The following is a 22,080-nucleotide window of genomic DNA, read 5'->3' on the forward strand; positions in this document are numbered from 1 at the left end:
GGATACGTGAGCGAAGCAGACCTGGTGAAACCCGAGCAGCAATCCCCGGCTTCCGAGGCCGTCGTGCCCCCCACCGGCAAGCCCGCCGCGCGAGGCAACGGCCTTGCCCTTCTCGCCCTGCTCATCGGCGCCGCCGGTGCCGGCGTCGGCGGCTTGAGCCTCTGGCAACTGCACGCCATCGAGGCCCGTGACCAGCAGCAGCAAAGCCTGGTGCAGGACGCCCAGGGGCGCGCCCAGAGCCTGGAGCAGAGCGACAAGCGCCTGGCCGAGCGCATCGACCGCCTGCCGACCCCCGAGGAGCTGGACGAGCGTCGCCGCCTGCTGGCCAACCTGCAGAACGACCAGCAGCGCCTGAGCCAGCGGGTGGAAAGCGTCCTCGGCGCCAGCCGCAAGGACTGGCGCCTGGCCGAGGCCGAGCACCTGCTGCGCCTGGCCAGCCTGCGCCTCTCCGCCTTGCAGGACATCACCAGCGCCAAGGCCCTGGTGGAAGCCGCCGACGACATCCTCCGCGAGCAGGACGACCCGGCCGCCTTCGGCGCCCGCGAGCAGCTTTCCCGCAGCCTCGAAGCCCTGCGCACCACCCCGCAGCCGGACCGCACCGGCCTGTTCCTCCAGCTCGGCGCCCTGCGCGAGCAGGCGGCCAGTTTGCAGCCCCTGGCCCCGGCTTTCGAGGACAAGGGTGGCGTGCTGCGCAACATGGCTGCCGAAGGCGACGGCGGCAGCTGGTGGGGTGAATGGCTGGAGAAGCTCTCCCACTACTTCCGCATCCAGTTCGATGCTGACCAGAACATCAAGCCGCTGCTCAGCGGCCAGGGCCTGTCCCAGGTCCGCCTGGCCCTCTCCCTGGCCCTGGAGCAGGCCCAGTGGGCGGCGCTGCATGGCCAGACCCAGGTCTACCAGCAGTCGCTGAAGCAGGCCCGGGACGTGCTGGACACCCAGTTCAACGACGAGAACCCCGAGAGCCGCGCCCTCATGGCCCGCCTTGGCGAGCTCGCCGAGCAGCCGGTCGAAGTCAGCACGCCGGACCTGGCCCCGGCCCTGGAGGCCGTCCAGGCCTACCTCGCCCGTGGCCAGCGCATCGCCGAGCCCAAGGGCCAGGCCAAGGCCCCGGCGCAGGCTGAGCCGGCCGCCGGCCAGGACCTCGAAGACACGCCGGCAGCGGAGGGCCAGGGCCAATGAGACGCATCGTCCTGATCCTCCTGCTGGTGGCCGCTGCGGTCGCCCTGGTGGGCGTCGCCGTGGTCCAGCACCCCGGCTACGTGTTGTTCGCCTACAAGGGCTTCCGCTACGAATCCAGCCTCTGGGCCTTCCTCGCCCTGGTCGCCGTGCTTGCGCTTCTGGTGTGGGGCGTACGCCTGGTGCTGAGCCTGATCTTCGTCTCCGGCGGGGTGATCAACCCCTGGTCGCGACGCAATGCCCGGCGCCGTGTGCGCCTGGCCTCGGAGCAGGGCCTGCTCGACCTGGCCGAAGGCCGCTGGGCCCGTGCGTTGCGCCACCTGCGCCGCGCCGCCGAGGCGGATCCGCAACCGCTGATGTTCTACCTGGGCGCGGCCCGCGCGGCCAACCGCATCGGCCAGTACGAAGAGAGCGACCAACTGCTGGAGCGAGCCCTGGAGCGCCAGCCCCAGGCCGAACTGGCCATCGCCCTGGCCCATGCCGAGCTGCAGCAGGAGCGTGGCGACCTGAATGGCGCGCTCGACACCCTCAAGGCCATGCATGAGCACCACCCCAAGCACCACCAGGTGCTGCGCCAGCTGGTCCAGCTGCAGCGCCAGCGCGGCGACCTGGCGGCCCTGGTGGGGCTCGTCCCAGAGCTGCGCAAGAACAAGGCCCTGCCGGAGTCGGAGATCGCCCAGCTGGAGCTGAATGCCTGGAGCGAGCGCCTGGTGCATGCCGGGCAGGCCGGCTTGAACGAGGGCGAGAACGCCCTCAACCCCCTGATCCAAGCCTGGCAGCACCTGTCTGCCGCCCAGCGTGCCGAACCGCGCCTGGTGCTGGCCTTTGCCGAGCAGCTGCGCCACCTGGGCGCCGAGCCCGAAGCCGAGGAAGCCGTGCGCATCGCCCTCAAGCGCGGCTACGACCGCGAGCTGGTGCGCTTCTACGGCCGCCTGCGCGGGGCTGACCCGGCACGCCAGCTGCAGACCGCCGAGGGCTTCCTCAAGGAGCAGCCGGGCGATCCGGTGCTGTTCCTCACCCTGGGCCGGCTGAGCCTGCAGAACAGCCTGTGGGGCAAGGCCCGCGACTACTTCGAGACGGGCCTGAGCTTCGGCCGCGAGCCGGAACTGTGTGGTGAGCTGGCACGCCTGCTGGCGCACATGGGCGAGCTGGAGCGCAGCAACCAGCTGTTCCAGGAGGGCCTGGCGGAGCGCCTGCCCCGCTTGCCGCAACCCGCCGATCAGCGCGCCTGATCGGCGTCGTAGCGAATGCGGTAGATCGCCCCGGCCTGGTCGTCGCTCACCAGCAGCGACCCGTCAGGGGCCACCAGCACATCGGCAGGCCGGCCCCAGGCCTGCTGCCCCTGCAGCCAGCCTTCGGCGAACACGCTCTGGCGTTTCAGGCTGCCGTCCCCATTCAGTTCCACGCGCTTGATGCGGTAGCCGATCTTCTGGCTGCGGTTCCATGAGCCGTGCTCGGCGATGAACAGGTTGTCTCGGTATGCCGCCGGGAACTGCGTGCCCGTGTAGAAGCGCAGGCCCAGCGGGGCCACGTGGGGCCCGAGCCTGGCCACTGGCGGCACGAATTCGCTGCAGGCCCGCCCGCCGAATTGCGGGTCGGCCACCGTGCCGGCGTGGCAGTAGGGGAAACCGAAATGCGGGTTGGTGGTGCTGATCCGGTTGAGTTCGCAGTCCGGCACGTCGTCGCCCATCAGGTCGCGGCCGTTGTCGCTGAACCACAGTTCCCCGGTCTTCGGGTGCCAGTCGAAGCCGACGGTGTTGCGGATGCCCCGGGCCACCAGCTCCAGCCCGCTGCCGTCGGGGTTCATGCGGTGCAGGGCAGCGTACAGGTCCGGGTCGCGCTCGCAGACGTTGCAGGGCGCGCCCACCGGCACGTACAGCTTGCCGTCGGGGCCGAAGGCGATGAACTTCCAGCCATGGTGGGTCTCCGTGGGGAAGTCCGGGCCGACCTGCTCGGGGCTGGGTGGCGCGTCCAGCCGCGACTCGATGTCGCGCAGGCGGAGGATGCGGCTGACCGCCGACACATAGAGGTCGCCCTGGTGGAAGGCGACGCCCACGGGCATCTGTAGGCCCTTGGCGATGATGCGTGCGCGACCGTTGCCCGGGTCCACTGCATAGACGTTGCCGGCGGCGTTGCTGCCGACGAACAGGGTGCCGTCCTCGCCCCAGGCCATTTCCCGGGCGTTGGGCACCTGGTCGCTGAGCACCTCGATGCGAAAACCCGGTGGCAGCCGGATCTGTTCCAGGGGCAGCCGGGCCTCGGCCAGCAGCGGGGCGAGCAGCAGGAGCGGGATCAACCGACGCATGGCGTTCTTCTCCGGATGGGTACCCGCTGCAGACTAGCCCGTCGTCTTGAAAGGCCAAGGCCCTTCCTCTACCGTAACGGCCTTTCATTTCCCTGGGAGCCGCCATGAGCCTGGCCAGCCCGCGTCCGCTTTTCTTCGCCGCCTTCCTCGCCTGCGTCGCCGTGATGGCCGGTGCCCTCTACCTGGAGCACGTGGAGGGGCTGGAGCCCTGCCCGCTGTGCATCGTCCAGCGCATCTTCATCATTCTGTTCGGCATCGCCTGCCTGGCGGCGGCGCTGCACAACCCGCAGGTCAAGGGCCGTCGCGTCTACTCGGTGCTGGCGCTGCTGTTTGCCGCCGGTGGTGCCGCCACCGCCGGGCGCCAGGTCTGGCTGCAGGGTGTTCCGGCCGACCAGCTGCCGGCCTGCCTGCCGAGCCTGGAGTTCATGATGGAGGCGCTGCCGTTCCAGGAGATCGTCAAGCTGATGCTCCATGGCACCGCCGATTGCGCCGAGGTCACCTGGACGCTGTTCGGCATGAGCATTCCCGAGTGGAGCCTGCTGGCCTTCGCCGGTTGCATCCTCTTCTCGCTGTACCAGCTGCTGCGCCGCGCCTGACTTCCCCTCCCGCCATGCCTGGCCCCAGCGGGCCAGATATGGCGCGGTTCGACGATCAAACGCCTGTATGAAATTTTCCCGCCGGGTGCCTTGAAGGCCCGTCGGCAGCGGCATACTCTGGCCCGCACGTGACGTCGGAAAGCTGCCGCTTCCATGTCCCGTCTCCCTTCATATGCCCCGATCGACAAAAAACCGTCTCGGCGCAGACGACAGCATCAATGGTTAGGGACGCGAGGTCATCATGCTCGAGAGCTGCAAGAACGCCCAGGAACGCTGGGGTGGCGTACACCAGTTGATCGACCGCTGGTTGCAGGAACGTCAGGAACTCATCGGGGTCTTCACCCGCCTGGATCACAGCCCCGAAGTGCCATCGCCCGAGGCGCTGCAAGGCTTCTGCGAAGTGCTGGTGGACTACGTCTCGGCCGGTCATTTCGAGGTCTACGAGCAACTGATGAACGAGGCGCGGGCCTTTGGTGATCAGCGTGGCCTGGAACTGGCCAAGCAGATCTACCCGCGCATTGAGGCCATCACCGAGGCCGCGCTCGGCTTCAACGACTGCTGCGACGGCAGCGAGAACCGCGAGATCTGCTTCAAGACCGAGCTGAAACGCCTGGGGCAACTGCTGCACGAGCGTTTCGACCTGGAGGACTGCCTCATCGAGGTGCTGCACACCGCCCATCAGGACCAGGCGACCCAGCTCGCCTGATCACTTCGTTTCGAGTAGCTCCAGCTCGAACACCAGGGGCGCATGGGGTGGGATCACATCCCCGGCGCCCTCCGCTCCATAGGCCTTATCCGAAGGAATCACCAGCCGCCAGCGTGCGCCCACCGGCATCTGCTGCAAGGCTTCCCGCCACCCCGCGATGACGCTGTCCAGGCGGAACCACTGCGGCGTGCTGCTCTCGTCGAACACGCTGCCATCGGCCAGCTGGCCGCGATAGGTCACGCGCACCTGGCCGTTGGCCGAAGGCTTCGGGCCGCTGCCGTGGTGCAGCTCGGTCACCAGGATGCCGCCGGGCAACTCCTTCACGCCGTACTTGCCCCGCTCCAGGGCCAGGAAATACTTCTCTGCCGTCTGCGCCCGCTTCGTACTCGAGCCGGCCTGCTCCAGGCTCGCTTCGTGGTGTTCCAGAAGCTTCTCCATGCGCGTCGGGTCCAGCTCGGGCTTCTCGCCCTTGTAGGTCCGCGAAAGCCCGCGCAGCAGCTCGTCCAGCGGCAGCCCCGGCGCCTCGGCGCGCAGACGCTCGCCGATCTTCGCGCCCATGCTGTAGGCGAGGTCCTTCTGGTCGTCCGCCGCATGCGCGGCACCCAGCAGCAGGCACAGGGGCAACAGGGCGAGACGGCGCATGGAAAACACTCCGGAAGGCAGGGGCTGCGATTATGCCAGCGCCGTGAACCGGTGCGCGGCAGGGAGCTAGCGACGCGTTGAATCGGGGTCTAGTATGGGCCGCACCATCGACCGCCCGGAGGCGCGCCATGTCGGCCAAGAAGAAGCCCGTTAGCACCCCGCTGCACCTGCTCCAGCAACTGTCCCACAGCCTGATCGAACACCTCGAGAACGCCTGCAGCCAGGCGTTGGTCGATGCCGAGAAACTGCTGACCAAACTGGAGAAGCAGCGCGGCAAGGCCCAGGAGAAACTCCACGGCGCCCGCACCAAGCTGCAGGACGCTGCCAAGGCCGGCAAGGCCAAGGCCCAGGCCAAGGCGAAAGACGCCATCGCCGAGCTGGAGGAGCTGCTCGAAGCCCTCAAGGCCCGCCAGGCCGAGACCCGTGCCTACATCATCGAGCTCAAGCGTGATGCCCAGGAAAGCCTCAAGCTGGCCCAGGGCGTCGGCAAGGTGAAGGAAGCCGCCAACAAGGCCCTCGCCGCCCGTGAAGCCAAGGCCAAGCCGGCCACCAAGGCCGCTGCCAAACCTGCTGCCGCCAAACCGGCTGCCAAGCCCGCCGTGAGCAAGGCCGCGCCCGCCAAGGCCGCGAAGCCGGCTGCGGCCAAACCCGCCGCCAGCAAGGCCGCCGCGAAACCCGCTGCCAAGCCTGCCGCGAAGGCGCCGGCCAAGGCCGCGAGCAAACCGGCCGCCAAACCGGCCAGCAAGCCTGCCGCTGCCAAGCCGGCTGCCAGCAAGGCCGCCCCGGCCAAGCCGGCTGCAGCAGCTGCCAAGCCTGCCGCCAAACCAGCGGCAGCCAAAGCACCGGCCGCCAAGGCCCCGGCCAAGGCAACCGCCGCGAAACCGGCTGCTGCCAAGCCCGCTGCTGCCAAGCCCGCTGCGGCCAAGCCTGCTGCTGCGAAACCCGCCGCCAAGCCGGCCGCCAAACCCGCTGCCAAGCCCAAGGCTGTAGCCAAGGCTCCTGCCGCCAAGCCGGCCACACCGGCTGCACCCGCCGCGGCTCCGGCAGCTCCTGCTGCGGCCCCCGAGTCCGCCGCTCCGGCGACGCCGTCCGCCTAAGGCATCCGGCCTGCGGCGCGCAGTCGATCCAGCGCGTCGCAGGCCTTCCCGGCATCCCCCGCCAAGGCCTCCAACCAGCAACCCTGCTCGTCCTGGCTCGCCGGCCAATGCGCGGCAGCCTGCTCCAGGCGCGCCAGCAATGCCCGCTCCGCGTCCAGCTCCAGGTCCTTCAACCGCTGCCGCAGGGCCGCCCGTTCCCCATCCTGTTGCGCACCGTCTCGCCAGTCCTGGCGCAGGCGACGCAGGGGCATCACCACGTCTCGCTGCCAGGGTTCCGCCAGATTGCGCAGGGCGTCGCAGCGCTCGGGCGTGCAGGTGACGCCGCGCGCCTCCAGCCAACGGGCTGCCAGCAACAGGCAGACGTCCGCGCCCTCTTCCTGAAGCGCCAGACAGGCCGCCTCGACGCCGGGCCGGGCGTAGAGTTGCAGGGCGAAATTCCATAGATCGGGGGGCATGGCGTGTACCGGGCGGTGGCGGAATGAAGCTGATAAACTCCGCCGCCATTATGATCCGACTCCAGAACCTCACTCTACAGCGCGGTCCCCAGCGCCTGCTCGAAGGCGCCGAACTGACCCTGCACACCGGCCAGAAGGTCGGCCTCATCGGCGCCAACGGTGCCGGTAAATCCAGCCTCTTCGCCCTGCTGCGCGGCGAGCTCGGCCCCGACGCCGGCGATTGCTTCGTGCCGGCCGACTGGCGCATCGCCCACATGCGCCAGGAGGTGGATACCCTCGACCGCCTGGCGGTGGACTATGTCCTCGACGGCGACGTGCACCTGCGTCGCGTGCAGGCCGAACTGGCCGCCGCCGAGGCCGGCCACGACGGCACCGCCATCGCCCGCCTGCACATCGAACTGGACAGCGCCGACGGCTACACCGCCGATGCCCGCGCCCGCAAGCTGCTGGCCGGCCTGGGCTTTACTGCCGAGCAGATGGACCGCCGCGTCGGCGACTTCTCCGGTGGCTGGCGGATGCGCCTGAACCTGGCCCAGGCGCTGATGTGCCCGTCCGAGCTGCTGTTGCTCGACGAGCCCACCAACCACCTGGATCTCGACGCCATCCTCTGGCTGGAGGAGTGGCTCAAGGGCTACCCCGGCACCCTGCTGCTGATCTCCCACGACCGCGACTTCCTCGATGCCGTGGTGGACAACGTCGCCCACCTGGAACAGCAGAAGCTGACCCTCTACCGCGGCGGCTACTCGGCCTTCGAGCGCACCCGCGCCGAGCGCCTGGCGCAGCAGCAACAGGCCTACGAGAAGCAGCAGGCCCAGCGTGCGCACATGGAGAAGTACATCGCCCGCTTCAAGGCCCAGGCCACCAAGGCCCGCCAGGCGCAGAGCCGGATCAAGGCCCTGGAGCGCCTGGAGGAACTGGCGCCCGCCCACGTCGATTCGCCCTTCGACTTCGTCTTCCGCGAGGCGGACAAGATCTCCAGTCCGCTGCTGGACGTGTCCGAAGGCCAGCTCGGCTACGGCGACAAGGTGGTGCTGCAGCAGGTCAAGCTGCAGCTCGTTCCCGGTGCGCGCATCGGCCTGCTCGGCCCCAATGGCGCGGGCAAGTCCACCCTGATCAAGACCCTTTCCGGTGAACTGGCGCCTGTGGCCGGACGCCTGGCCCGGGGCGAGAACCTCGCCATCGGCTACTTCGCCCAGCACCAGCTGGACTCCCTCGATCCCAAGGCCAGCCCGTTGCTGCACCTGCAGCGCATCGCCCCGGCCGAGCGCGAGCAGACCCTGCGCGATTTCCTCGGCGGCTTCGACTTCCGCGGCGACCGCTGCGACGAGCCGGTGCTGAACTTCTCCGGTGGCGAGAAGGCGCGCCTGGCCCTGGCGCTGATCGCCTGGCAGAAGCCCAACCTGCTGCTGCTCGACGAACCCACCAACCACCTGGACCTGGAAATGCGCCTGGCGCTGACCATGGCCCTGCAGGAGTTCGCCGGCGCGGTGCTGGTGGTCTCCCACGATCGCCACCTGCTCAAGAGCACCACCGACGAGTTCCTGCTGGTGGCCGACGGCCGCATCCAGCCCTTCGATGGCGACCTCGACGACTACGCCCGCTGGCTCGTCGACTACCGTGCCCGCCAGGCCCCGGCCAGCAGCGCTCCCTCGGCCCCCAATGGCGCCGGCACCGACAAGCGCGCCCAGCGCCAGGCCGCCGCCGCCCTGCGTCAGCAACTGGCGCCGTTCAAGAAGCAGGCCGAGAAGCTGGAGAAGGACCTGGGCAAGGTCCACGAGCAACTGGCCGAGGTGGAAACCCGCCTGGGCGACGCCGGCCTCTACGAATCGGCGCGCAAGGACGAGCTGCGTGAGGCCCTGGCCGAACAGGCCCGCCTGAAGGCCCGCGAGGCTGAACTGGAAGAGCAGTGGCTGGAAGCCCTGGAGCACCTCGAGTCGCTGCAGGCCCAACTGGAGGCCGCCGACTGATGGACGAGCTCGACCTGCTGGCCGCCTGGAGCGAGCCGCTGATCCGCAGCGCACAGGTGCTGCTCATCCTGTTCCTCGCCTGGCTGGTCCAGCGCCTGGTGACGCGGGGCATCACCCGCCTGGGCAATCGCTACCCGCAGCTGCCCCAGGAGCTGCTGCTGCCGCTGCGCGGCCTGCTGCGCTGGATGATCCTGGGCAGCGCCTTCATGTTGGTGCTGGAGCGCCTGGGGGTGTCCGCCGAGGTGCTGTGGACGGCCATCACCGGCTTCACTGCCGTGGCGGCGGTGGCGTTCTTCGCCATCTGGAGCGTGCTCTCCAACATGTTCTGCGCGGTGCTGATCTTCTCCCTCGGGCCGTTCCGTCTGGGCGACACGGTGGAGGTGGTGGAGAGCGCCGACAAGCCCGGCGTGAAGGGCCGCGTGGTGGCCATCAACCTCTTCTACACCACCCTGCAGGACGTCACCGAAGGGGCCGCTGGCGCGCTGATCCAGGTGCCCAACAGCCTGTTCTTCCAGAAAGCCGTGCGCCGCTGGCGCTGAGCGCCGGCCGGGGGCTGTGCAGCGAACCCGCTGCGGAGTAGGCTGCCTGACCCCAACCCTGAAATTCCCGAGGTCCTGCCATGGCTCTGCACACCTGGCTCGCATTTCTGGTCGCCTGCTGGGTGATCAGCCTGTCCCCTGGCGCGGGCGCCATCGCGTCCATGTCCTCCGGCCTGCAATACGGCTTCCTGCGTGGCTACTGGAACGCCATCGGCCTGCAACTGGGCCTGGCGCTGCAGATTGCCATCGTCGCTGCCGGCGTGGGCGCCATCCTCGCCACCTCGGCCATGGCCTTCGGCCTGATCAAGTGGTTCGGCGTGGCCTACCTCGCCTACCTGGCCTACCGCCAGTGGCGCGCGCTGCCCAGTGACCTCGACGCCGGTGCCGGCGAGCGTCCTCTGGGCCGACCGCTGACCATGGTGCTGCGCGGCTTCCTGGTGAACGTGAGCAACCCCAAGGCGATCGTCTTCATGCTCGCCGTGCTGCCGCAGTTCATCGATCCCCACGCCCCGCTGCTGCCGCAGTATCTGGTGATGGGCGCGACCATGATCACCGTCGACCTGATCGTCATGGCCGGCTACACCGGCCTGGCTGCCAAGGTGCTGCGCCTGCTGCGCTCCCCGGCCCAGCAGCGCACCATGAACCGCACCTTCGCTGCGCTGTTCGTCGGCGCTGCCGCCCTGCTGGCCACCGTGCGCCGCGCCCCGGCGTGATGCAGTCGATGCCCCAAGCGTGACCCGGCGCCGCGACAGCGCGGCGCCCGGCCAATAGGCTGCCGGTCTTCTTTTGCGGAGCACCGGCATGCCGCCATCCCATACCCACGCCGGGGTCTACGGCGACTCCCCCGACCTCGCCATCGCCCCCGTCAGCCACCCGCCGCTGGAGCGTGCGCTGCATGCCGCCTGCCGTGACATGGGCTTGACCGAGGCCTACCTGGCCGCCCTGCGCGACCCCGCCATCGGCCCCGAGCCGCGCCTGCTGCTGGGCGTGACGGGCTCCGACCTGGGCGGCCGTCGGCGCCTGGCGACGCTGGTGGCGCAGATGCTGCCGGATGAGCTGGAACTGGACCTGATCGAACTGGAGGACGACAGCCTCTCCAACGCCCTGCGCGAGTGCTGCCAGGCGTTCTACCGGGTCTGAGGGGATCGGACGGGCGACCCCTGTGGGCCGCCCGTCGCGCCGGGTCAGCGCAGGATGCGCGCCGGCTCGTCCGGCGGCAGCGCCGGCTGCATGGGCTGGACGTCGAAGGTGGTGGTGCCACCGCCCAGCTGCTCTTCCATCTGCCGGGCGACGTCTTCGCCCAGCGAGCGCGACACCTCGCGCACCACGCGGCCACGGTTGTGGCTGATGCGTGCATCACGGCCGTTCACCAGCTTCACGTCCTGGGCTTCGCCCATGGCGGTGAAGGCCGAGGACACCTGGAAGGTCTTGGTGTCGATCAGGCTGAAGTCTGCCACCAGGGTCAGGCCCAGCACGCTGGAGTAGCTGTCGGTGTTGTCCAGGGCGTTGGTGTCCTGGCGGAAGTCCGCATCCGACACGGTGCCGAACAGCACGTAGTCGGCACCGGGGAACTGCCCGTCACGGATGCGCTGGATCACGTCGTAGATCGCCTGGCTTTCCGGGTCGCCGCTGAAGGGGCGGGCCTGGACGAGCTGGAAGCGCCCGCGCTTGATGATCTCGCCACGGATGTCCCCGGAGAACTTGCGCAGCTCACCGCGCTCGACGTAGCTGTAGTTGCCCTCTTCCTCGTGGTAGCTGCTGGAGGAGTGCCCGGTGTAGGGGCCGTACTGGGTATTGTCCTTGGAGTCGACGGTGCGGAAGTACTGGCTCACCTGCTGCTCGTAGGCCAGGTCCGCCACCGCCACCTTGGGTGCGGCCTGGCTGGCGAAGGCCAGGGCCGCGGCCAACAGGCCGATCAGTGCTCGCATGGGTCAGCGCTCCGTGGTCTTGCGGATTTCCTTCTCGTCCATCCACTCCGCCAGGCCGCTTTCCACGTCGATCAGCTGCAGGCTGAACTTGTAGAACACGTCCTTGTAGTCGCTGCTGCGCTTGACGATGGAGCTGATGGAGCCTTCGAGACGGTACTTGGCGGCGACCATGTTGCCGGTCTTGGCGACGGTGGAGTTCTTGTACAGGCCGCTCTGGTTCTGCAGCTTGAGCTGGTCCACCTGGCTCTGCATGTCGGTGTTGTCGCTGGCGAAGCGGGCGGTGCCGGACTTCAGCAGCTGGGTCTTGATGCTGGTGGTGATCTCGCGGGTGTCGATGTATTCGCTGGTCTTGTTCTTCACGTCGTAGACCTGGATCACCGGGCGGCCGCGCAGCACGCCGGACTGGGCCAGGGAACGGGTCATGGACTCGGCGATCATCTGCAGGTCGGTGGAGCCGAATTCGTTGGTGATCAGCTCGACGGCCTTGCTGTCGCCGTAGCTGATGTTGCCGCCGCCGAGCACCGGCGAGGGCTTGGAGGCGCAGCCGGAAACGGCGATGACGAAGGCGGCGATGCAGGTGGTGCGGAAAAGGCGCATGGGGGCTCTCGCTTGACGGTCGGGTTCAGGGTCAGTCAGGGGTGTTCATTTCCAGGCGGAAGTCGGTGGCCTGGGGCACCGGCGCGATGGCGGGCAGGTAGGTGGTCTGCGAGCCGTAGAGGGGCAGGGCCTTCCAGGCTTCCTCGCCAGCGACCGGGAAGCCGTCCTTGTCCAGCCAGGCGAAGCGGTAGTAGAGGGTGCGGTTCTGCTTGTGGGTGTTGACCAGCTTCACCTTGACGGTGAGGAAGCCGTTCTCGCGGGCGACGCGCATGGTGTCGACCTCGATGTCCTCCACCTCGCCCATGGGGGCCAGCTTGCTGGAGGCGGTTTCGTGGCTGCAGCCGGTGAGCAGGGCCAGGGTGAGCCCGGCGATCAGTAAGGTGCGCATGTGTGTCCTCAGGGCGTGTGGGTGCTGGCCACGGCGGGCACGCCGGGCGTTGGGGTTCGGGTGGCGGCGCCGTGGGCGAAGACCTGGCCGGCCACCACGCGGACGGGGATGACCTGGTAGGGCCGTTCCACCTTCAGGTCCAGCTCGGCGAGCCCGTGGGCGGTGGGCAGGGTGAGGCGGTGCTCGCCCCGGCTCAGGCGCAGGCGGGCGACGCGGATGCTGTTGGGCAGGGTGCGCCAGGTGCGCTCGTCGGCGCCTTCGGTGAGGGTCGACATCAGGCCCACGGCGAGGCTCGCCCAGGGGTTGCCGTTGTCGTTCAGCTGCTTCTGTGCCACCCCATGGGAGACGGCGCGTACGGTGGTGCGCAGGATGATCCCGGGCATGTCGTCCAGCAGGGCGCGGTAGGACATGGCGCGGATGCTGCCCAGCTCGGTGAGCTCGGCGGCCTCGCCGTCGATCAGCAGGTCGGAAGGCGGGCGGGTGGTGTTGTCGTCCCGCAGTATCGGGAAGGACACGGTGCTGACCACCAGGCCCGAATCCAGGGGCAGCGGCAGGGGGATGCGCACCGAATCACGGGCCGGGGCGAAGCCGCTCTGGATCACCACCAGCACCTCGCTTTCGTCCGCCTCCGGTGGCGGTGAGTCGAGGTCCAGCAGGGCCTGTTCCAGCAGCGGCGTCTCCGGGCGCAGTTCGGCGGCCTTGCGGTAGCCGGGGGCGGCCAGGCCGCGCTCGCCGAGGGCTTCGTAGACGAAACCGGCGAGGTAGTGGCTGAAGGCGCTCTGGTAGCTGTTCTTCAGCCCCAGCACCTCGGGGGCGTTGAGGGCGCCCACCGGGTAGCCGTTGAGGTCCTTCAGCTCGGTGGTGACGCCCTGGCGCTCGGCCTCTTCCTCGCGCTCGAGGTATTCCTTGTCGCGCAGCTCGGCGATCAGCGCCTCGCGCTCGTGGGTCTTCTTGATCTCGGTGCGGGCGCTGTCGAAGTCGTTGAGGGCCAGGTCGTTGAGGGCCATCTGCGTGGTCAGCATGACCTTCTCGTAGTCGTAGCCCTCGTAGCGGCGCATCTTGTCGTTGATCAGGTAGGCGCTGAACTCGGCCAGGTAGCGGCCCGGGTCGGCCTTGACCGCCTCTTCCCACTGGTACACCTGTTGGTCGGCCTGGCGCCAGGCGGCCTGGCTGCCGGCGAAGTCGCCCCGGGAGCGCAGCAGCTCGCCCTTCTCCAGGTAATACAGCAGGTCCTTGTCCTCGCCGTCGTTGTTGGCTTCGAGCAGGCCGATGGCGCCGTCGACGTTGCCGCTGGCGAGGTACTGGCTGGTTTCGGTGAGTTCGCTCTGGTAGCTGCGAAAGACGGTACAACCGCTGAGCGCGAGGGGGATGCAGACCGCGAGGGCGGTAAGTGCACGGGGGAGCATGACGGCCTCTTCCAATCCTTGATACTGCCAGCCGGTGAGGGCTGATCCAGGCGTGCACTGGCTGTACGGCGGCGTCCTGCCAATCCCCACGCGAGGGGGCTTCGTCACGGTGCCGGGACGAGCCGGCGCAGTATATGCGAAAAGGTCGGGCGGTGATGGCGCCCCGATGGCAACGAAGCCGCGTACGATTCGTCTCCCGTCGGCGTCGGAGCCCGTCCGCTGGCATACTGCGCGCCCATTTCCCTGCAGGAGACGCCCATGCGTGTGTGGATCGATGCCGATGCCTGCCCCCGGGCAGCCAAGGACCAGGTCATCAAGTTCGCCCTCAAGCGCCACTTCGAGGTGGTGCTGGTGGCCGGCCAGAGCCAGGTCAAGCCGGCCTTCGCCTGCGTGCGCCTGGTGGTGGTGCCCAGCGGGCCGGATGCGGCGGACGATCACCTGGTGGAGCAGGCCGAGCCGGGCGACCTGGTGATCTGCAGCGATGTGCCGCTGGCCGACCGGCTGATCAAGAAGGGTGTGGCGGCCCTTGACCCTCGGGGGCGCGAGTTCGACGAGCGCAACATGGGCGAGCGCCTGGCGGTGCGCAACCTGATGACCGACCTGCGCGACCAGGGCCAGATGGGCGGCGGCCAGGCCCCCTATGGCGAGCGCGAGCGCCAGGCCTTCGCCAATGCGCTGGACCGCCTGCTGACACGCCTCAGCCGGGGCTGATCAGCCGCAGAGGTAGGTACCCGTCCCCACCGCCACCAGCGTGCCGTCGTCGGCATGCAGTTCCGAGCGCACCACCGCCACCTTGTTGCCCGCGCGCAGCGGCACCGCCGTGGCGGTGAACCGCGCGCCGCGCCCGGGGCGCAGGTAGTCGATGCGCAGGTCGATGGTGCCGAGCTTCGAGAGCCGCGCCATGCGCTCGCCGGTGGACAGGTGCTGGTGCCGCTGGAAGGCGCCGATCAGCGCCATGGCGCCGCCGGTCACGTCCAGCAGCGAGGCGATCACGCCGCCGTGGAGGATGCCGTGGACGAAGTTGCCGATCAGCTCGGGCTTCATCGGCAGGTGCATGGTCACCCGCTCGGCGGACAGCTCGTCCAGCTGGATGCCGAGGGACTGGTTGAAGGGGATGCGCTCGAAGAACTGGCGCACCGCGTCCTGCAGCTCCGGGGTGAGGATGAAGGCGTTGTCGGGCATGGCGCACCTGGGCACGAAAGGCAGGGATTCGACGCTGCCGCAGCCGTGGGTGCTCGGACAAGGGGGCTGGCCCGTGCAGCGGAAGGAATGGCCGGATCGGCCTGGAGGGGCGGCCGGGCGGCCGCTCCTCACGGGTCAGGCGTGGGTCAGGCGTGGGTCAGTTCCAGCACCCGGTCCACCAGCTTGTAGATGCCGGAGGCGGCTTCGCTGATGGATTGCGCCAGCATGTAGGCCGGGGTGCTCACCAGCTTGCGGCCTTCGTCCTCGACGATGTCGCCGACGGCGCATTCGACGTGCTGGGCGCCCATGCTTTCCAGGGCCTTGGCGGTGTCGGCGTCGTTGCCGATGGTGCAGGCGACGCCCTCGCCGTAGATCTTCGCCGCCAGGTGCGGCGCGATACAGATCAGGCCAACGGGCTTGCCGGCCTGGGCGAAGGCCTGGGCGGCGGCGAGTACGTCCGGCTGGACCTGGCAGGCAGGGCCGTTGAAGGCGAAGTCGCTGAGGTTCTTCGCGGCACCGAAGCCTCCGGGGATGATCAGCGCGTCGAAGTCCTCGGCCTTCAGCTCGCGCACGTCCTTCACGGCGCCACGGGCGATCCGCGCGGACTCGGTGAGCACGTTGCGGCTCTCGGGCATTTCCTCGCCGGTGAGGTGGTTGAGCACGTGGTGCTGGGCGACGTTGGGGGCGAAGCACTGCACCTTGGCCCCGCGCTGGTCCAGGCGCAGCAGGGTGATGACGCTCTCGTGGATCTCGGCGCCGTCGTAGACACCGCAGCCGGACAGGATGACGGCAACGTGCTTGTTCATGGTTCTCTCCTTTTCACGGGGCTGCCCCCAGGGTCTCCTGGAGGAAGGCCTGGGCTTGCCGATGGGCATCCTCGGCCAGCCCGGGTTGGTAGGTATTCAGGTCACTGCGCTGGTCGAACACATGGCCGGCCCCGGCGTACTGCACCACCTGCAGCCGCTCCGGCGAAAGCCCCTCCATGGCTGATAGACACTGGCGCGGGTCGGTGATTCGATCCGCCGTGCCGAGGAACATCAGCACCGGGGCGCTATGGGCCACGCCCTGGCGCAGGTGGGCGGGGAAACCGCAGTAGGGGTAGAAGGCGATGGCGCCGCGCACGCCGTCGAGCGCGCCGTCTCCGGCAGCGGGGAAGCCGTGGCCGGCAGCGCCGTCGTAGGCGAGCGCGTCGAGAACGGTCCAGCCGCCATGGGAGTAGCCCAGCAGGGCCAGGCGCTGGCGGTCCACCTTGGGCATCGCGCGGGCCAGGTCGAGGGCGGCGTAGACATCCAGGGCGCGCTCGTTGCCCCACAGGCGCTTGCCGTCGCAGACCGGGTGCCAGTCGCGGATGTCGCGGGCGCCGAAGCTGTCGACGAACAGCAGGGCATAGCCCTGGGGCAGCAGCCAGTCGCGCACGTTGTCGACGAAGCCGGGGCTCTGCCCGCTGCAACCGTGGAACACCAGCACCGTGGGGAACGGGCCGTCACCGGCGGGGGTGTACAGGCTCAGGTGGTCGGCCAGGCGCTGGCGCGCGGTGGGCAGGTCGTCCGCCACCGGCAGCAAGGCCTGGCGATAAGGGTAGAGGCCCAGCAGGGCGGCGCTGGCGGTGGCCAGCAGGAGAAGCGAGAGCAGTCGTCTGAGAGGTGTACGCATCTGTCGTCATATGCCGGTCGGGCTGTCATGCCGCGCCAGGGGCGGCGGGCCGCTCGGGCGTAGCATCGAGGCTGGCAATCCTAGCCCCTGCAACGTCCGAACGATACGGCCTTCCCATGAATTACGTCCTCTACGCGGTTCCCGTGTTCTTCCTGCTGATCGGCCTTGAACTGCTCGCCGACCGCTGGCGTGGCGTGCGCACCTACCGCACCGCCGATGCGATCAACAGCCTCAGCGCGGGGGTGCTGTCCACCACCTGCGGGCTGCTCACCAAGACGGTGGGCGTGCTCACCTACACCCTCGCCTGGCAGCACCTGGGGTTGCTGGCGCCGGACCCGACCAGCCCCTGGACCTGGGTGGCGGCCTTCGTCTTCTACGACTTCTGCTACTACTGGAACCACCGCCTGGGCCATGAGCGCAACGTGCTCTGGGCGGCGCATTCGGTGCACCACCAGAGCGAGGAGTACAACCTGTCCACGGCGCTGCGGCAGACCAGCACCGGCTTCATCTTCGGCTGGATCTTCTACCTGCCGATGGCTTTGGCCGGCATCCCGCCGCTGGTGTTCCTGACGGTGGCGGCGATGAACCTGCTCTACCAGTTCTGGGTGCACACCCGCCATGTGCCGAAGCTGGGGCCGCTGGAGTGGGTGTTCATCACCCCGTCCAACCACCGGGTGCACCACGCGCAGAACCCGGTGTACATGGATCGCAACTACGGTGGCGTGTTCATCCTCTGGGACCGGCTGTTCGGCACCTTCCAGGAGGAGCTGGACGAGGAGCCGGTGGTGTTCGGGGTGACCACGCCGCTGGCCAGCTGGAACCCGCTGTGGGCCAACCTGCAGTTCTACGCCCAGCTGTGGCAGGACGCGGCGCGGGCGCGCTCCTGGTGGGACCGGCTGCGCATCTGGTTCATGCGCACCGGCTGGCGACCGGCGGACGTGGCCGAGCGCTATCCACTGGCCAAGCCGGACCTAGCCCGCTTCCGCAAGTACGAGGTGCCGTTGTCGCCGGCCCGCACCGCCTACGCAGCGCTGCAGTTCACGCTGTACCTGCTGGGGGGCAGCTACCTGTTGGCAAAAGGAGACGGGATGGGGCTGCCGGCATTGCTGCTGGGTGGGGGCTGGTTGGCGTTCGGCCTGTTCGCCATCGGTGCCTGGCTGGAGAACCGGCCCTGGGCTATGGGTCTGGAGCTGGCGCGGCTGGCGTCCTGCGGGGTGCTTGCTGGCGTGGCTGGGCCGGTGGGGCTGGGTGTGGTGACGATGCCAGTCGGTGTGGGCCTGGGGCTGTACCTGGTGGTCAGCCTTGGGCTGCTGGCCGGGCTGCGCATGGCCCGGCCGGTGACGGCCTGAGTCAGCCTTCCTCGCTGCTTTCCCGGCGGCGTTCCTCACGGATGGCGCGGCTGTTGCGGATGCGACGGCGCAGCCAGAGCGCCAGGCCGATCAGCACCAGGCCACCCAGCACCATCAGCTCGTAGCGCTTGAGGTTGCCGAGCATGCCTTCGAGCACGGCGCCGAAGTGGTAGGCGGCAAAGCCCAGGGCCAGGGCCCAGACAATGGCACCGATGCCGTTGAGGATGAGGTAGCGCAGCGGCGGGTAGCCGGACAGGCCGATGGCCACCGGCATCACGGTGCGCAGGCCGTAGACGAAGCGGAAGCTCAGTACCCAGATGTCCGGGTGGCGGCGGATGTGGTCCAGCGCCTTGTCGCCCATGGCCTGCCAGCGCGGCCGGCGGGAAAGGATCTGGCGGCCCTTGTGGCGGCCCAGGTAGTACCACAGCTGGTCACCGGCGTAGCTGCCGCAGAAAGCGGTGGCGACGACCACGTTGATGTCCATGTAGCCGCGGAACGCGAGGAATCCGGCCAGGACGAGAATGGTCTCGCCCTCGAAGAAGGTACCGAGGAAGAGGGCGAAGTACCCGAAATCCTGGAGGAATTGTTGCAGCATCATCAGGCAGCGCGGCAAAAATGAACGCGAAGCCTAACCGGGATGTGGTTGCGGGGAAAGCTCCCCGGGTTGGCCAATGGCCAGCCGATGGTCGGCTTGTGAACCCGTCGGGGCTTGCGCGGTCGGGTTTTGCGCCTGTCGACGCGACCAAGGGTCGCTGTCATGCATTGTTACCATTCGGTCATAATTGCCCGCTTAAAATGTCGCACTGTGTCCGCCCCCGGACCCTGGAGTATGCCGTGAGCTTTACCCCCGCCAACCGCCTGTTCCCTGCTACCCGCCTGCGCCGCAACCGCCGTGATGACTTCTCCCGCCGCCTGGTGCGCGAGAACACCCTGACCGTCGATGACCTGATCCTGCCGGTGTTCGTGCTCGATGGCGAAAACCGCCGTGAAGCCGTGCCCTCGATGCCGGGCGTGGAGCGCCTGTCCATCGACCTGCTGCTGGACGCGGCCGAGCATTGGGTGGCCCTGGGGATCCCGGCGCTGGCGCTGTTCCCGGTGACCCCGCTGGAGAAGAAGTCCCTCGACGGTGCCGAAGCCTGGAACCCGGACGGTATCGCCCAGCGCGCCATCCGTGCCCTGCGTGCCCGCTTCCCGGAGCTGGGGGTGATCAGCGACGTGGCCCTGGACCCGTTCACCACCCACGGCCAGGACGGCATCCTCGACGAGGACGGCTACGTCCAGAACGACATCACCGTGGACGCACTGGTCAAGCAGGCCCTGTCCCATGCCGAGGCGGGTGCCCAGGTGGTGGCCCCCTCCGACATGATGGACGGCCGCATCCAGGCCATCCGCGAGGCTCTGGAACTGGCCGACTTCCCCAACGTGCGGATCATGGCCTACTCGGCCAAGTACGCCAGCGCCTACTACGGCCCCTTCCGCGACGCAGTCGGTTCGGCGGCCAACCTGGGCAAGGCCAACAAGGCCAGCTACCAGATGGACCCGGCCAACGGTGATGAAGCCCTGCACGAAGTGGCAGCGGACCTCGCCGAAGGCGCCGACATGGTCATGGTCAAGCCGGGCATGCCCTACCTGGACATCGTCTGGCGCGTGAAGGAGGCCTTCCGCGTGCCGACCTTCGCCTACCAGGTCAGCGGCGAGTACGCCATGCACATGGCGGCCATCCAGAACGGCTGGCTGAGCGAATCGGTGATTCTCGAATCGCTGACCGCATTCAAACGCGCCGGCGCCGATGGCATTCTTACCTACTTCGCGGTGCGTGCCGCAGAAATGCTCAAGAAGGGAGCCTGACTCCCCAGCAGGAACTTGAATGAACACCGACGGATTGAATACAGCCGCAACCCCCGACACCCAGACCGCCCCGGAGCAGCCGGTGGTGGAGGCCCAGGTTCCCGCACCGGCTCCCGTGGAGGCACCCCCGCCTCCCGCGCCGATCCCGGGCCTGGATGACAGCAGCCTGTACATCCATCGGGAGCTGTCGCAGCTGCAGTTCAACATCCGTGTCCTGGAGCAGGCGCTCGACGAGACCTACCCGCTGCTCGAGCGCCTCAAGTTCCTGCTGATCTTCTCCAGCAACCTCGACGAGTTCTTCGAGATCCGCGTCGCCGGCCTGAAGAAGCAGATCAATTTCGCCCGTGAGCAGGCCGGCGCCGACGGCCTGCTGCCGCACCAGGCGCTGGCCCGCATCAGCGAGCTGGTGCACGAGCAGGTGGGGCGGCAGTACAGCATCCTCAACGACGTGCTGCTGCCGGAGCTGGCCAAGCACCAGGTCAACTTCATCCGCCGCCGCTACTGGACGCCCAAGCTCAAGACCTGGGTACGCCGCTACTTCCGCGACGAGATCGCGCCGATCATCAGCCCCATCGGCCTCGACCCGACGCACCCCTTCCCGCTGCTGGTGAACAAGAGCCTCAACTTCATCGTCGAGCTGGAGGGCGTCGATGCCTTCGGTCGTGATTCCGGCCTGGCCATCATCCCGGCACCGCGCCTGCTGCCGCGTGTGATCCGCGTGCCGGAGGAGATCAGCGGGCCGGGGGACAACTTCGTGTTCCTCTCCTCGATGATCCACGCCCACGCCGACGACCTGTTCCCCGGCATGAAGGTGAAGGGCTGCTACCAGTTCCGCCTGACCCGTAACGCCGACCTCGCGGTGGACACCGAGGACGTGGACGACCTGGCCCGCGCGCTGCGCGGCGAGCTGTTCTCCCGTCGCTATGGCGATGCGGTGCGCCTGGAGGTGGCGGACACCTGTCCGAAGCACCTGTCCGACTACCTGCTCAAGCAGTTCGGCCTCTCCGAGGGCGAGCTGTACCAGGTCAACGGGCCGGTGAACCTGACCCGCCTGTTCAGCATCACCGGGCTGGACAGCCACCCCGAGCTGCAGCACCCGAGCTTCACGCCGGTGATCCCCAAGCTGCTGCAGAAGGCCGAGAACCTGTTCAACGTGGTGGGCAAGCAGGACATCCTGCTGCTGCACCCCTTCGAGTCCTTCACCCCGGTGATCGACTTCCTGCGCCAGGCGGCCAAGGACCCCAACGTCCTCGCCATCAAGCAGACCCTGTACCGCGCCGGTGCCAACTCCGAGATCGTCGACTCCCTGGTGGAAGCGGCGCGCAACGGCAAGGAAGTGACGGCGGTGATCGAACTGCGCGCGCGCTTCGACGAGGAGTCCAACCTGCAGCTGGCCAGCCGCCTGCAGCAGGCCGGCGCCGTGGTTATCTACGGCGTGGTGGGCTTCAAGACCCACGCCAAGATGATGCTCATCCTGCGTCGCGAAGGCGGTGAGCTGCGCCGTTACGCCCACCTGGGCACCGGCAACTACCACGCCGGCAACGCGCGCCTGTACACCGACTACAGCCTGCTGACGGCGGACGAGGCCCTCGGCGAGGACCTGCACAAGCTGTTCAACCAGCTCATCGGCATGGGCAAGACCCTGCGCATGAAGAAGCTGCTGCATGCGCCCTTCACGCTGAAGAAGACCATCCTCGACATGATCGCCCGCGAGGCCCAGCACGCCAGCGAGGGCAAGCCGGCGCACATCATGGTGAAGGTCAACGCGCTGACCGACCCGAAGGTGATCCGCGCCCTCTACAAGGCCAGCCAGAGCGGCGTGAAGATCGACCTGGTGGTGCGTGGCATGTGCTGCCTGCGCCCGGGTATCCCCGGGGTGTCCCACAACATCCAGGTGCGCTCGATCATCGGCCGCTTCCTTGAGCACAGCCGGATCTACTACTTCCTCAACGACGGCGACGAGAAGCTCTACCTCTCCAGTGCCGACTGGATGGAGCGCAACCTCGACATGCGGGTGGAGACCTGCTTCCCGGTGGAAGGCAAGAAGCTCATCACCCGGGTGAAGAAGGAGCTGGAGACCTACCTGGCCGACAACACCCACAGCTGGGCCCTGCAGCCCGATGGCCGCTACCTGCGCAACAGCCCCAGCGGCAACCAGAACCCGCGCAACGCGCAGGCCATCCTGCTGGACAAGCTGCTCAACCCGCCGATCAGCGCGCGCTGAACGCGGACATGAAAACGGGGCC

Annotated in this window: 24 protein-coding genes; 13 read left to right on the forward strand and 11 right to left on the reverse strand. The window is 68.5% G+C overall.

The window, feature by feature from the left end:
• Positions 1–6 precede the first annotated feature (6 nt).
• Positions 7–1,179, forward strand: a complete 1,173-nt coding sequence (locus tag PotMrB4_RS01065; protein ID WP_172432287.1) for a uroporphyrinogen-III C-methyltransferase — start codon at positions 7–9, stop codon at positions 1,177–1,179.
• Positions 1,176–2,408: a heme biosynthesis HemY N-terminal domain-containing protein gene (locus tag PotMrB4_RS01070; RefSeq protein WP_107328748.1), complete on the forward strand. Its 1,233-nt coding sequence runs from the start codon at positions 1,176–1,178 to the stop codon at positions 2,406–2,408. Before PotMrB4_RS01065 ends, PotMrB4_RS01070 begins: the two co-directional genes overlap by 4 nt.
• Here the strand turns inward: PotMrB4_RS01070 and PotMrB4_RS01075 are convergent.
• Positions 2,396–3,481, reverse strand: coding sequence for a PQQ-dependent sugar dehydrogenase (locus PotMrB4_RS01075; protein ID WP_172432288.1), 1,086 nt, complete (start codon positions 3,479–3,481; stop codon positions 2,396–2,398). The genes PotMrB4_RS01070 and PotMrB4_RS01075 overlap by 13 nt on opposite strands.
• A gap of 104 nt (positions 3,482–3,585) precedes the next feature.
• Between PotMrB4_RS01075 and PotMrB4_RS01080 the strand changes: the two genes are divergently transcribed.
• Together PotMrB4_RS01080 and PotMrB4_RS01085 are read left to right on the forward strand one after the other, a co-directional pair.
• Complete coding sequence (locus PotMrB4_RS01080; RefSeq protein ID WP_044400857.1) at positions 3,586–4,077, forward strand: disulfide bond formation protein B; 492 nt, start codon at positions 3,586–3,588, stop codon at positions 4,075–4,077.
• Positions 4,078–4,318: 241 nt separating this feature from the next.
• Positions 4,319–4,783, forward strand: coding sequence for an Rsd/AlgQ family anti-sigma factor (locus PotMrB4_RS01085; protein ID WP_044400860.1), 465 nt, complete (start codon positions 4,319–4,321; stop codon positions 4,781–4,783).
• On the opposite strand, the gene PotMrB4_RS01090 is transcribed toward PotMrB4_RS01085, so the two are convergent.
• A complete protein-coding gene (locus tag PotMrB4_RS01090) occupies positions 4,784–5,425 on the reverse strand; it encodes an FKBP-type peptidyl-prolyl cis-trans isomerase (protein ID WP_172432289.1) in 642 nt (213 codons plus the stop codon).
• A 128-nt stretch (positions 5,426–5,553) separates the two neighbouring features.
• Between PotMrB4_RS01090 and PotMrB4_RS01095 the strand changes: the two genes are divergently transcribed.
• Positions 5,554–6,522 (forward strand): AlgP family protein, encoded by a 969-nt coding sequence (locus PotMrB4_RS01095; RefSeq protein WP_172432290.1) that lies wholly within the window; start codon positions 5,554–5,556, stop codon positions 6,520–6,522.
• On the opposite strand, the gene PotMrB4_RS01100 is transcribed toward PotMrB4_RS01095, so the two are convergent.
• The gene (locus PotMrB4_RS01100; protein ID WP_172432291.1) at positions 6,519–6,977 is read right to left on the reverse strand and encodes a TIGR02444 family protein; all 459 of its coding nucleotides are present in this window, start codon (positions 6,975–6,977) and stop codon (positions 6,519–6,521) included. The two genes, PotMrB4_RS01095 and PotMrB4_RS01100, sit on opposite strands and share 4 nt — an antisense overlap.
• A 50-nt stretch (positions 6,978–7,027) precedes the next feature.
• Here PotMrB4_RS01100 and PotMrB4_RS01105 point away from each other — a divergent pair, with 50 nt between their 5' ends.
• The 4 genes from PotMrB4_RS01105 (at position 7,028) to PotMrB4_RS01120 (ending at position 10,623) form a co-directional block, all read left to right on the forward strand.
• Positions 7,028–8,944, forward strand: a complete 1,917-nt coding sequence (locus PotMrB4_RS01105; protein WP_044400871.1) for an ATP-binding cassette domain-containing protein — start codon at positions 7,028–7,030, stop codon at positions 8,942–8,944.
• A complete protein-coding gene (locus PotMrB4_RS01110; protein WP_074967019.1) occupies positions 8,944–9,483 on the forward strand; it encodes a mechanosensitive ion channel family protein in 540 nt (179 codons plus the stop codon). The genes PotMrB4_RS01105 and PotMrB4_RS01110 overlap by 1 nt, the downstream gene beginning before the upstream one ends.
• 80 nt (positions 9,484–9,563) lie before the next feature.
• Entirely contained in the window at positions 9,564–10,196 is a 633-nt protein-coding gene (locus tag PotMrB4_RS01115) for a LysE family transporter (RefSeq protein WP_044400877.1), read from the forward strand.
• A gap of 88 nt (positions 10,197–10,284) precedes the next feature.
• Positions 10,285–10,623 (forward strand): hypothetical protein, encoded by a 339-nt coding sequence (locus PotMrB4_RS01120; RefSeq protein ID WP_044400880.1) that lies wholly within the window; start codon positions 10,285–10,287, stop codon positions 10,621–10,623.
• Positions 10,624–10,667: 44 nt separating this feature from the next.
• Here PotMrB4_RS01120 and PotMrB4_RS01125 read toward each other — a convergent pair whose 3' ends face one another.
• Genes PotMrB4_RS01125 through PotMrB4_RS01140 form a run of 4 tightly spaced genes read right to left on the reverse strand, consistent with a single transcriptional unit; the run spans position 10,668 to position 13,802 of the window.
• Entirely contained in the window at positions 10,668–11,411 is a 744-nt protein-coding gene (locus PotMrB4_RS01125) for a penicillin-binding protein activator LpoB (RefSeq protein ID WP_172432292.1), read from the reverse strand.
• Positions 11,412–11,414: 3 nt separating this feature from the next.
• Positions 11,415–12,008, reverse strand: coding sequence for a penicillin-binding protein activator LpoB (lpoB, locus tag PotMrB4_RS01130; protein WP_044400886.1), 594 nt, complete (start codon positions 12,006–12,008; stop codon positions 11,415–11,417).
• 31 nt (positions 12,009–12,039) lie between these two features.
• Entirely contained in the window at positions 12,040–12,396 is a 357-nt protein-coding gene (locus tag PotMrB4_RS01135) for a YcfL family protein (protein ID WP_069559515.1), read from the reverse strand.
• An 8-nt stretch (positions 12,397–12,404) separates the two neighbouring features.
• Positions 12,405–13,802 (reverse strand): COG3014 family protein, encoded by a 1,398-nt coding sequence (locus PotMrB4_RS01140; protein WP_172432293.1) that lies wholly within the window; start codon positions 13,800–13,802, stop codon positions 12,405–12,407.
• 258 nt (positions 13,803–14,060) lie between these two features.
• Between PotMrB4_RS01140 and PotMrB4_RS01145 the strand changes: the two genes are divergently transcribed.
• Positions 14,061–14,513: a YaiI/YqxD family protein gene (locus tag PotMrB4_RS01145; RefSeq protein ID WP_044400895.1), complete on the forward strand. Its 453-nt coding sequence runs from the start codon at positions 14,061–14,063 to the stop codon at positions 14,511–14,513.
• Here PotMrB4_RS01145 and PotMrB4_RS01150 read toward each other — a convergent pair whose 3' ends face one another.
• From PotMrB4_RS01150 to PotMrB4_RS01160, 3 genes are all read right to left on the reverse strand, one after another.
• Positions 14,514–14,984 carry a thioesterase family protein gene (locus tag PotMrB4_RS01150; protein ID WP_172432294.1) on the reverse strand — a complete coding sequence of 157 codons (471 nt, stop codon included), beginning with the start codon at positions 14,982–14,984 and terminating at the stop codon, positions 14,514–14,516. It lies immediately after the preceding gene.
• Positions 14,985–15,130: 146 nt separating this feature from the next.
• The gene (elbB, locus tag PotMrB4_RS01155) at positions 15,131–15,790 is read right to left on the reverse strand and encodes an isoprenoid biosynthesis glyoxalase ElbB (RefSeq protein ID WP_044400901.1); all 660 of its coding nucleotides are present in this window, start codon (positions 15,788–15,790) and stop codon (positions 15,131–15,133) included.
• Positions 15,791–15,803: 13 nt separating this feature from the next.
• Positions 15,804–16,637: a dienelactone hydrolase family protein gene (locus tag PotMrB4_RS01160; protein ID WP_172432295.1), complete on the reverse strand. Its 834-nt coding sequence runs from the start codon at positions 16,635–16,637 to the stop codon at positions 15,804–15,806.
• Positions 16,638–16,753: 116 nt separating this feature from the next.
• Between PotMrB4_RS01160 and PotMrB4_RS01165 the strand changes: the two genes are divergently transcribed.
• On the forward strand, positions 16,754–17,986 hold the full coding sequence (locus PotMrB4_RS01165; protein WP_172432296.1) for a sterol desaturase family protein: 1,233 nt from the start codon (positions 16,754–16,756) through the stop codon (positions 17,984–17,986).
• 1 nt (position 17,987) lies between these two features.
• Here the strand turns inward: PotMrB4_RS01165 and PotMrB4_RS01170 are convergent, their stop codons facing one another.
• Positions 17,988–18,581, reverse strand: a complete 594-nt coding sequence (locus PotMrB4_RS01170) for a DedA family protein (protein WP_394352171.1) — start codon at positions 18,579–18,581, stop codon at positions 17,988–17,990.
• 239 nt (positions 18,582–18,820) lie between these two features.
• Between PotMrB4_RS01170 and hemB the strand changes: the two genes are divergently transcribed.
• The gene (gene hemB, locus PotMrB4_RS01175) at positions 18,821–19,834 is read left to right on the forward strand and encodes a porphobilinogen synthase (RefSeq protein WP_044400911.1); all 1,014 of its coding nucleotides are present in this window, start codon (positions 18,821–18,823) and stop codon (positions 19,832–19,834) included.
• 19 nt (positions 19,835–19,853) lie between these two features.
• Positions 19,854–22,058: a polyphosphate kinase 1 gene (ppk1, locus tag PotMrB4_RS01180; RefSeq protein WP_044400914.1), complete on the forward strand. Its 2,205-nt coding sequence runs from the start codon at positions 19,854–19,856 to the stop codon at positions 22,056–22,058.
• Positions 22,059–22,080 lie beyond the last annotated feature (22 nt).

It is taken from the genome of Metapseudomonas otitidis (assembly GCF_011397855.1).
GTDB lineage: Bacteria > Pseudomonadota > Gammaproteobacteria > Pseudomonadales > Pseudomonadaceae > Metapseudomonas > Metapseudomonas otitidis.

Coding starts and splice junctions, on each gene's coding strand:
- PotMrB4_RS01070 (WP_107328748.1), top strand. CDS start 1,176: ATGAGACGCATCGTCCTGATCCTCCTGCTGGTGGCCGCTGCGGTCGCC.
- PotMrB4_RS01075 (WP_172432288.1), bottom strand. CDS start 3,481: ATGCGTCGGTTGATCCCGCTCCTGCTGCTCGCCCCGCTGCTGGCCGAG.
- PotMrB4_RS01080 (WP_044400857.1), top strand. CDS start 3,586: ATGAGCCTGGCCAGCCCGCGTCCGCTTTTCTTCGCCGCCTTCCTCGCC.
- PotMrB4_RS01085 (WP_044400860.1), top strand. CDS start 4,319: ATGCTCGAGAGCTGCAAGAACGCCCAGGAACGCTGGGGTGGCGTACAC.
- PotMrB4_RS01090 (WP_172432289.1), bottom strand. CDS start 5,425: ATGCGCCGTCTCGCCCTGTTGCCCCTGTGCCTGCTGCTGGGTGCCGCG.
- PotMrB4_RS01095 (WP_172432290.1), top strand. CDS start 5,554: ATGTCGGCCAAGAAGAAGCCCGTTAGCACCCCGCTGCACCTGCTCCAG.
- PotMrB4_RS01100 (WP_172432291.1), bottom strand. CDS start 6,977: ATGCCCCCCGATCTATGGAATTTCGCCCTGCAACTCTACGCCCGGCCC.
- PotMrB4_RS01105 (WP_044400871.1), top strand. CDS start 7,028: ATGATCCGACTCCAGAACCTCACTCTACAGCGCGGTCCCCAGCGCCTG.
- PotMrB4_RS01110 (WP_074967019.1), top strand. CDS start 8,944: ATGGACGAGCTCGACCTGCTGGCCGCCTGGAGCGAGCCGCTGATCCGC.
- PotMrB4_RS01115 (WP_044400877.1), top strand. CDS start 9,564: ATGGCTCTGCACACCTGGCTCGCATTTCTGGTCGCCTGCTGGGTGATC.
- PotMrB4_RS01120 (WP_044400880.1), top strand. CDS start 10,285: ATGCCGCCATCCCATACCCACGCCGGGGTCTACGGCGACTCCCCCGAC.
- PotMrB4_RS01125 (WP_172432292.1), bottom strand. CDS start 11,411: ATGCGAGCACTGATCGGCCTGTTGGCCGCGGCCCTGGCCTTCGCCAGC.
- lpoB (WP_044400886.1), bottom strand. CDS start 12,008: ATGCGCCTTTTCCGCACCACCTGCATCGCCGCCTTCGTCATCGCCGTT.
- PotMrB4_RS01135 (WP_069559515.1), bottom strand. CDS start 12,396: ATGCGCACCTTACTGATCGCCGGGCTCACCCTGGCCCTGCTCACCGGC.
- PotMrB4_RS01140 (WP_172432293.1), bottom strand. CDS start 13,802: ATGCTCCCCCGTGCACTTACCGCCCTCGCGGTCTGCATCCCCCTCGCG.
- PotMrB4_RS01145 (WP_044400895.1), top strand. CDS start 14,061: ATGCGTGTGTGGATCGATGCCGATGCCTGCCCCCGGGCAGCCAAGGAC.
- PotMrB4_RS01150 (WP_172432294.1), bottom strand. CDS start 14,984: ATGCCCGACAACGCCTTCATCCTCACCCCGGAGCTGCAGGACGCGGTG.
- elbB (WP_044400901.1), bottom strand. CDS start 15,790: ATGAACAAGCACGTTGCCGTCATCCTGTCCGGCTGCGGTGTCTACGAC.
- PotMrB4_RS01160 (WP_172432295.1), bottom strand. CDS start 16,637: ATGCGTACACCTCTCAGACGACTGCTCTCGCTTCTCCTGCTGGCCACC.
- PotMrB4_RS01165 (WP_172432296.1), top strand. CDS start 16,754: ATGAATTACGTCCTCTACGCGGTTCCCGTGTTCTTCCTGCTGATCGGC.
- PotMrB4_RS01170 (WP_394352171.1), bottom strand. CDS start 18,581: ATGCTGCAACAATTCCTCCAGGATTTCGGGTACTTCGCCCTCTTCCTC.
- ppk1 (WP_044400914.1), top strand. CDS start 19,854: ATGAACACCGACGGATTGAATACAGCCGCAACCCCCGACACCCAGACC.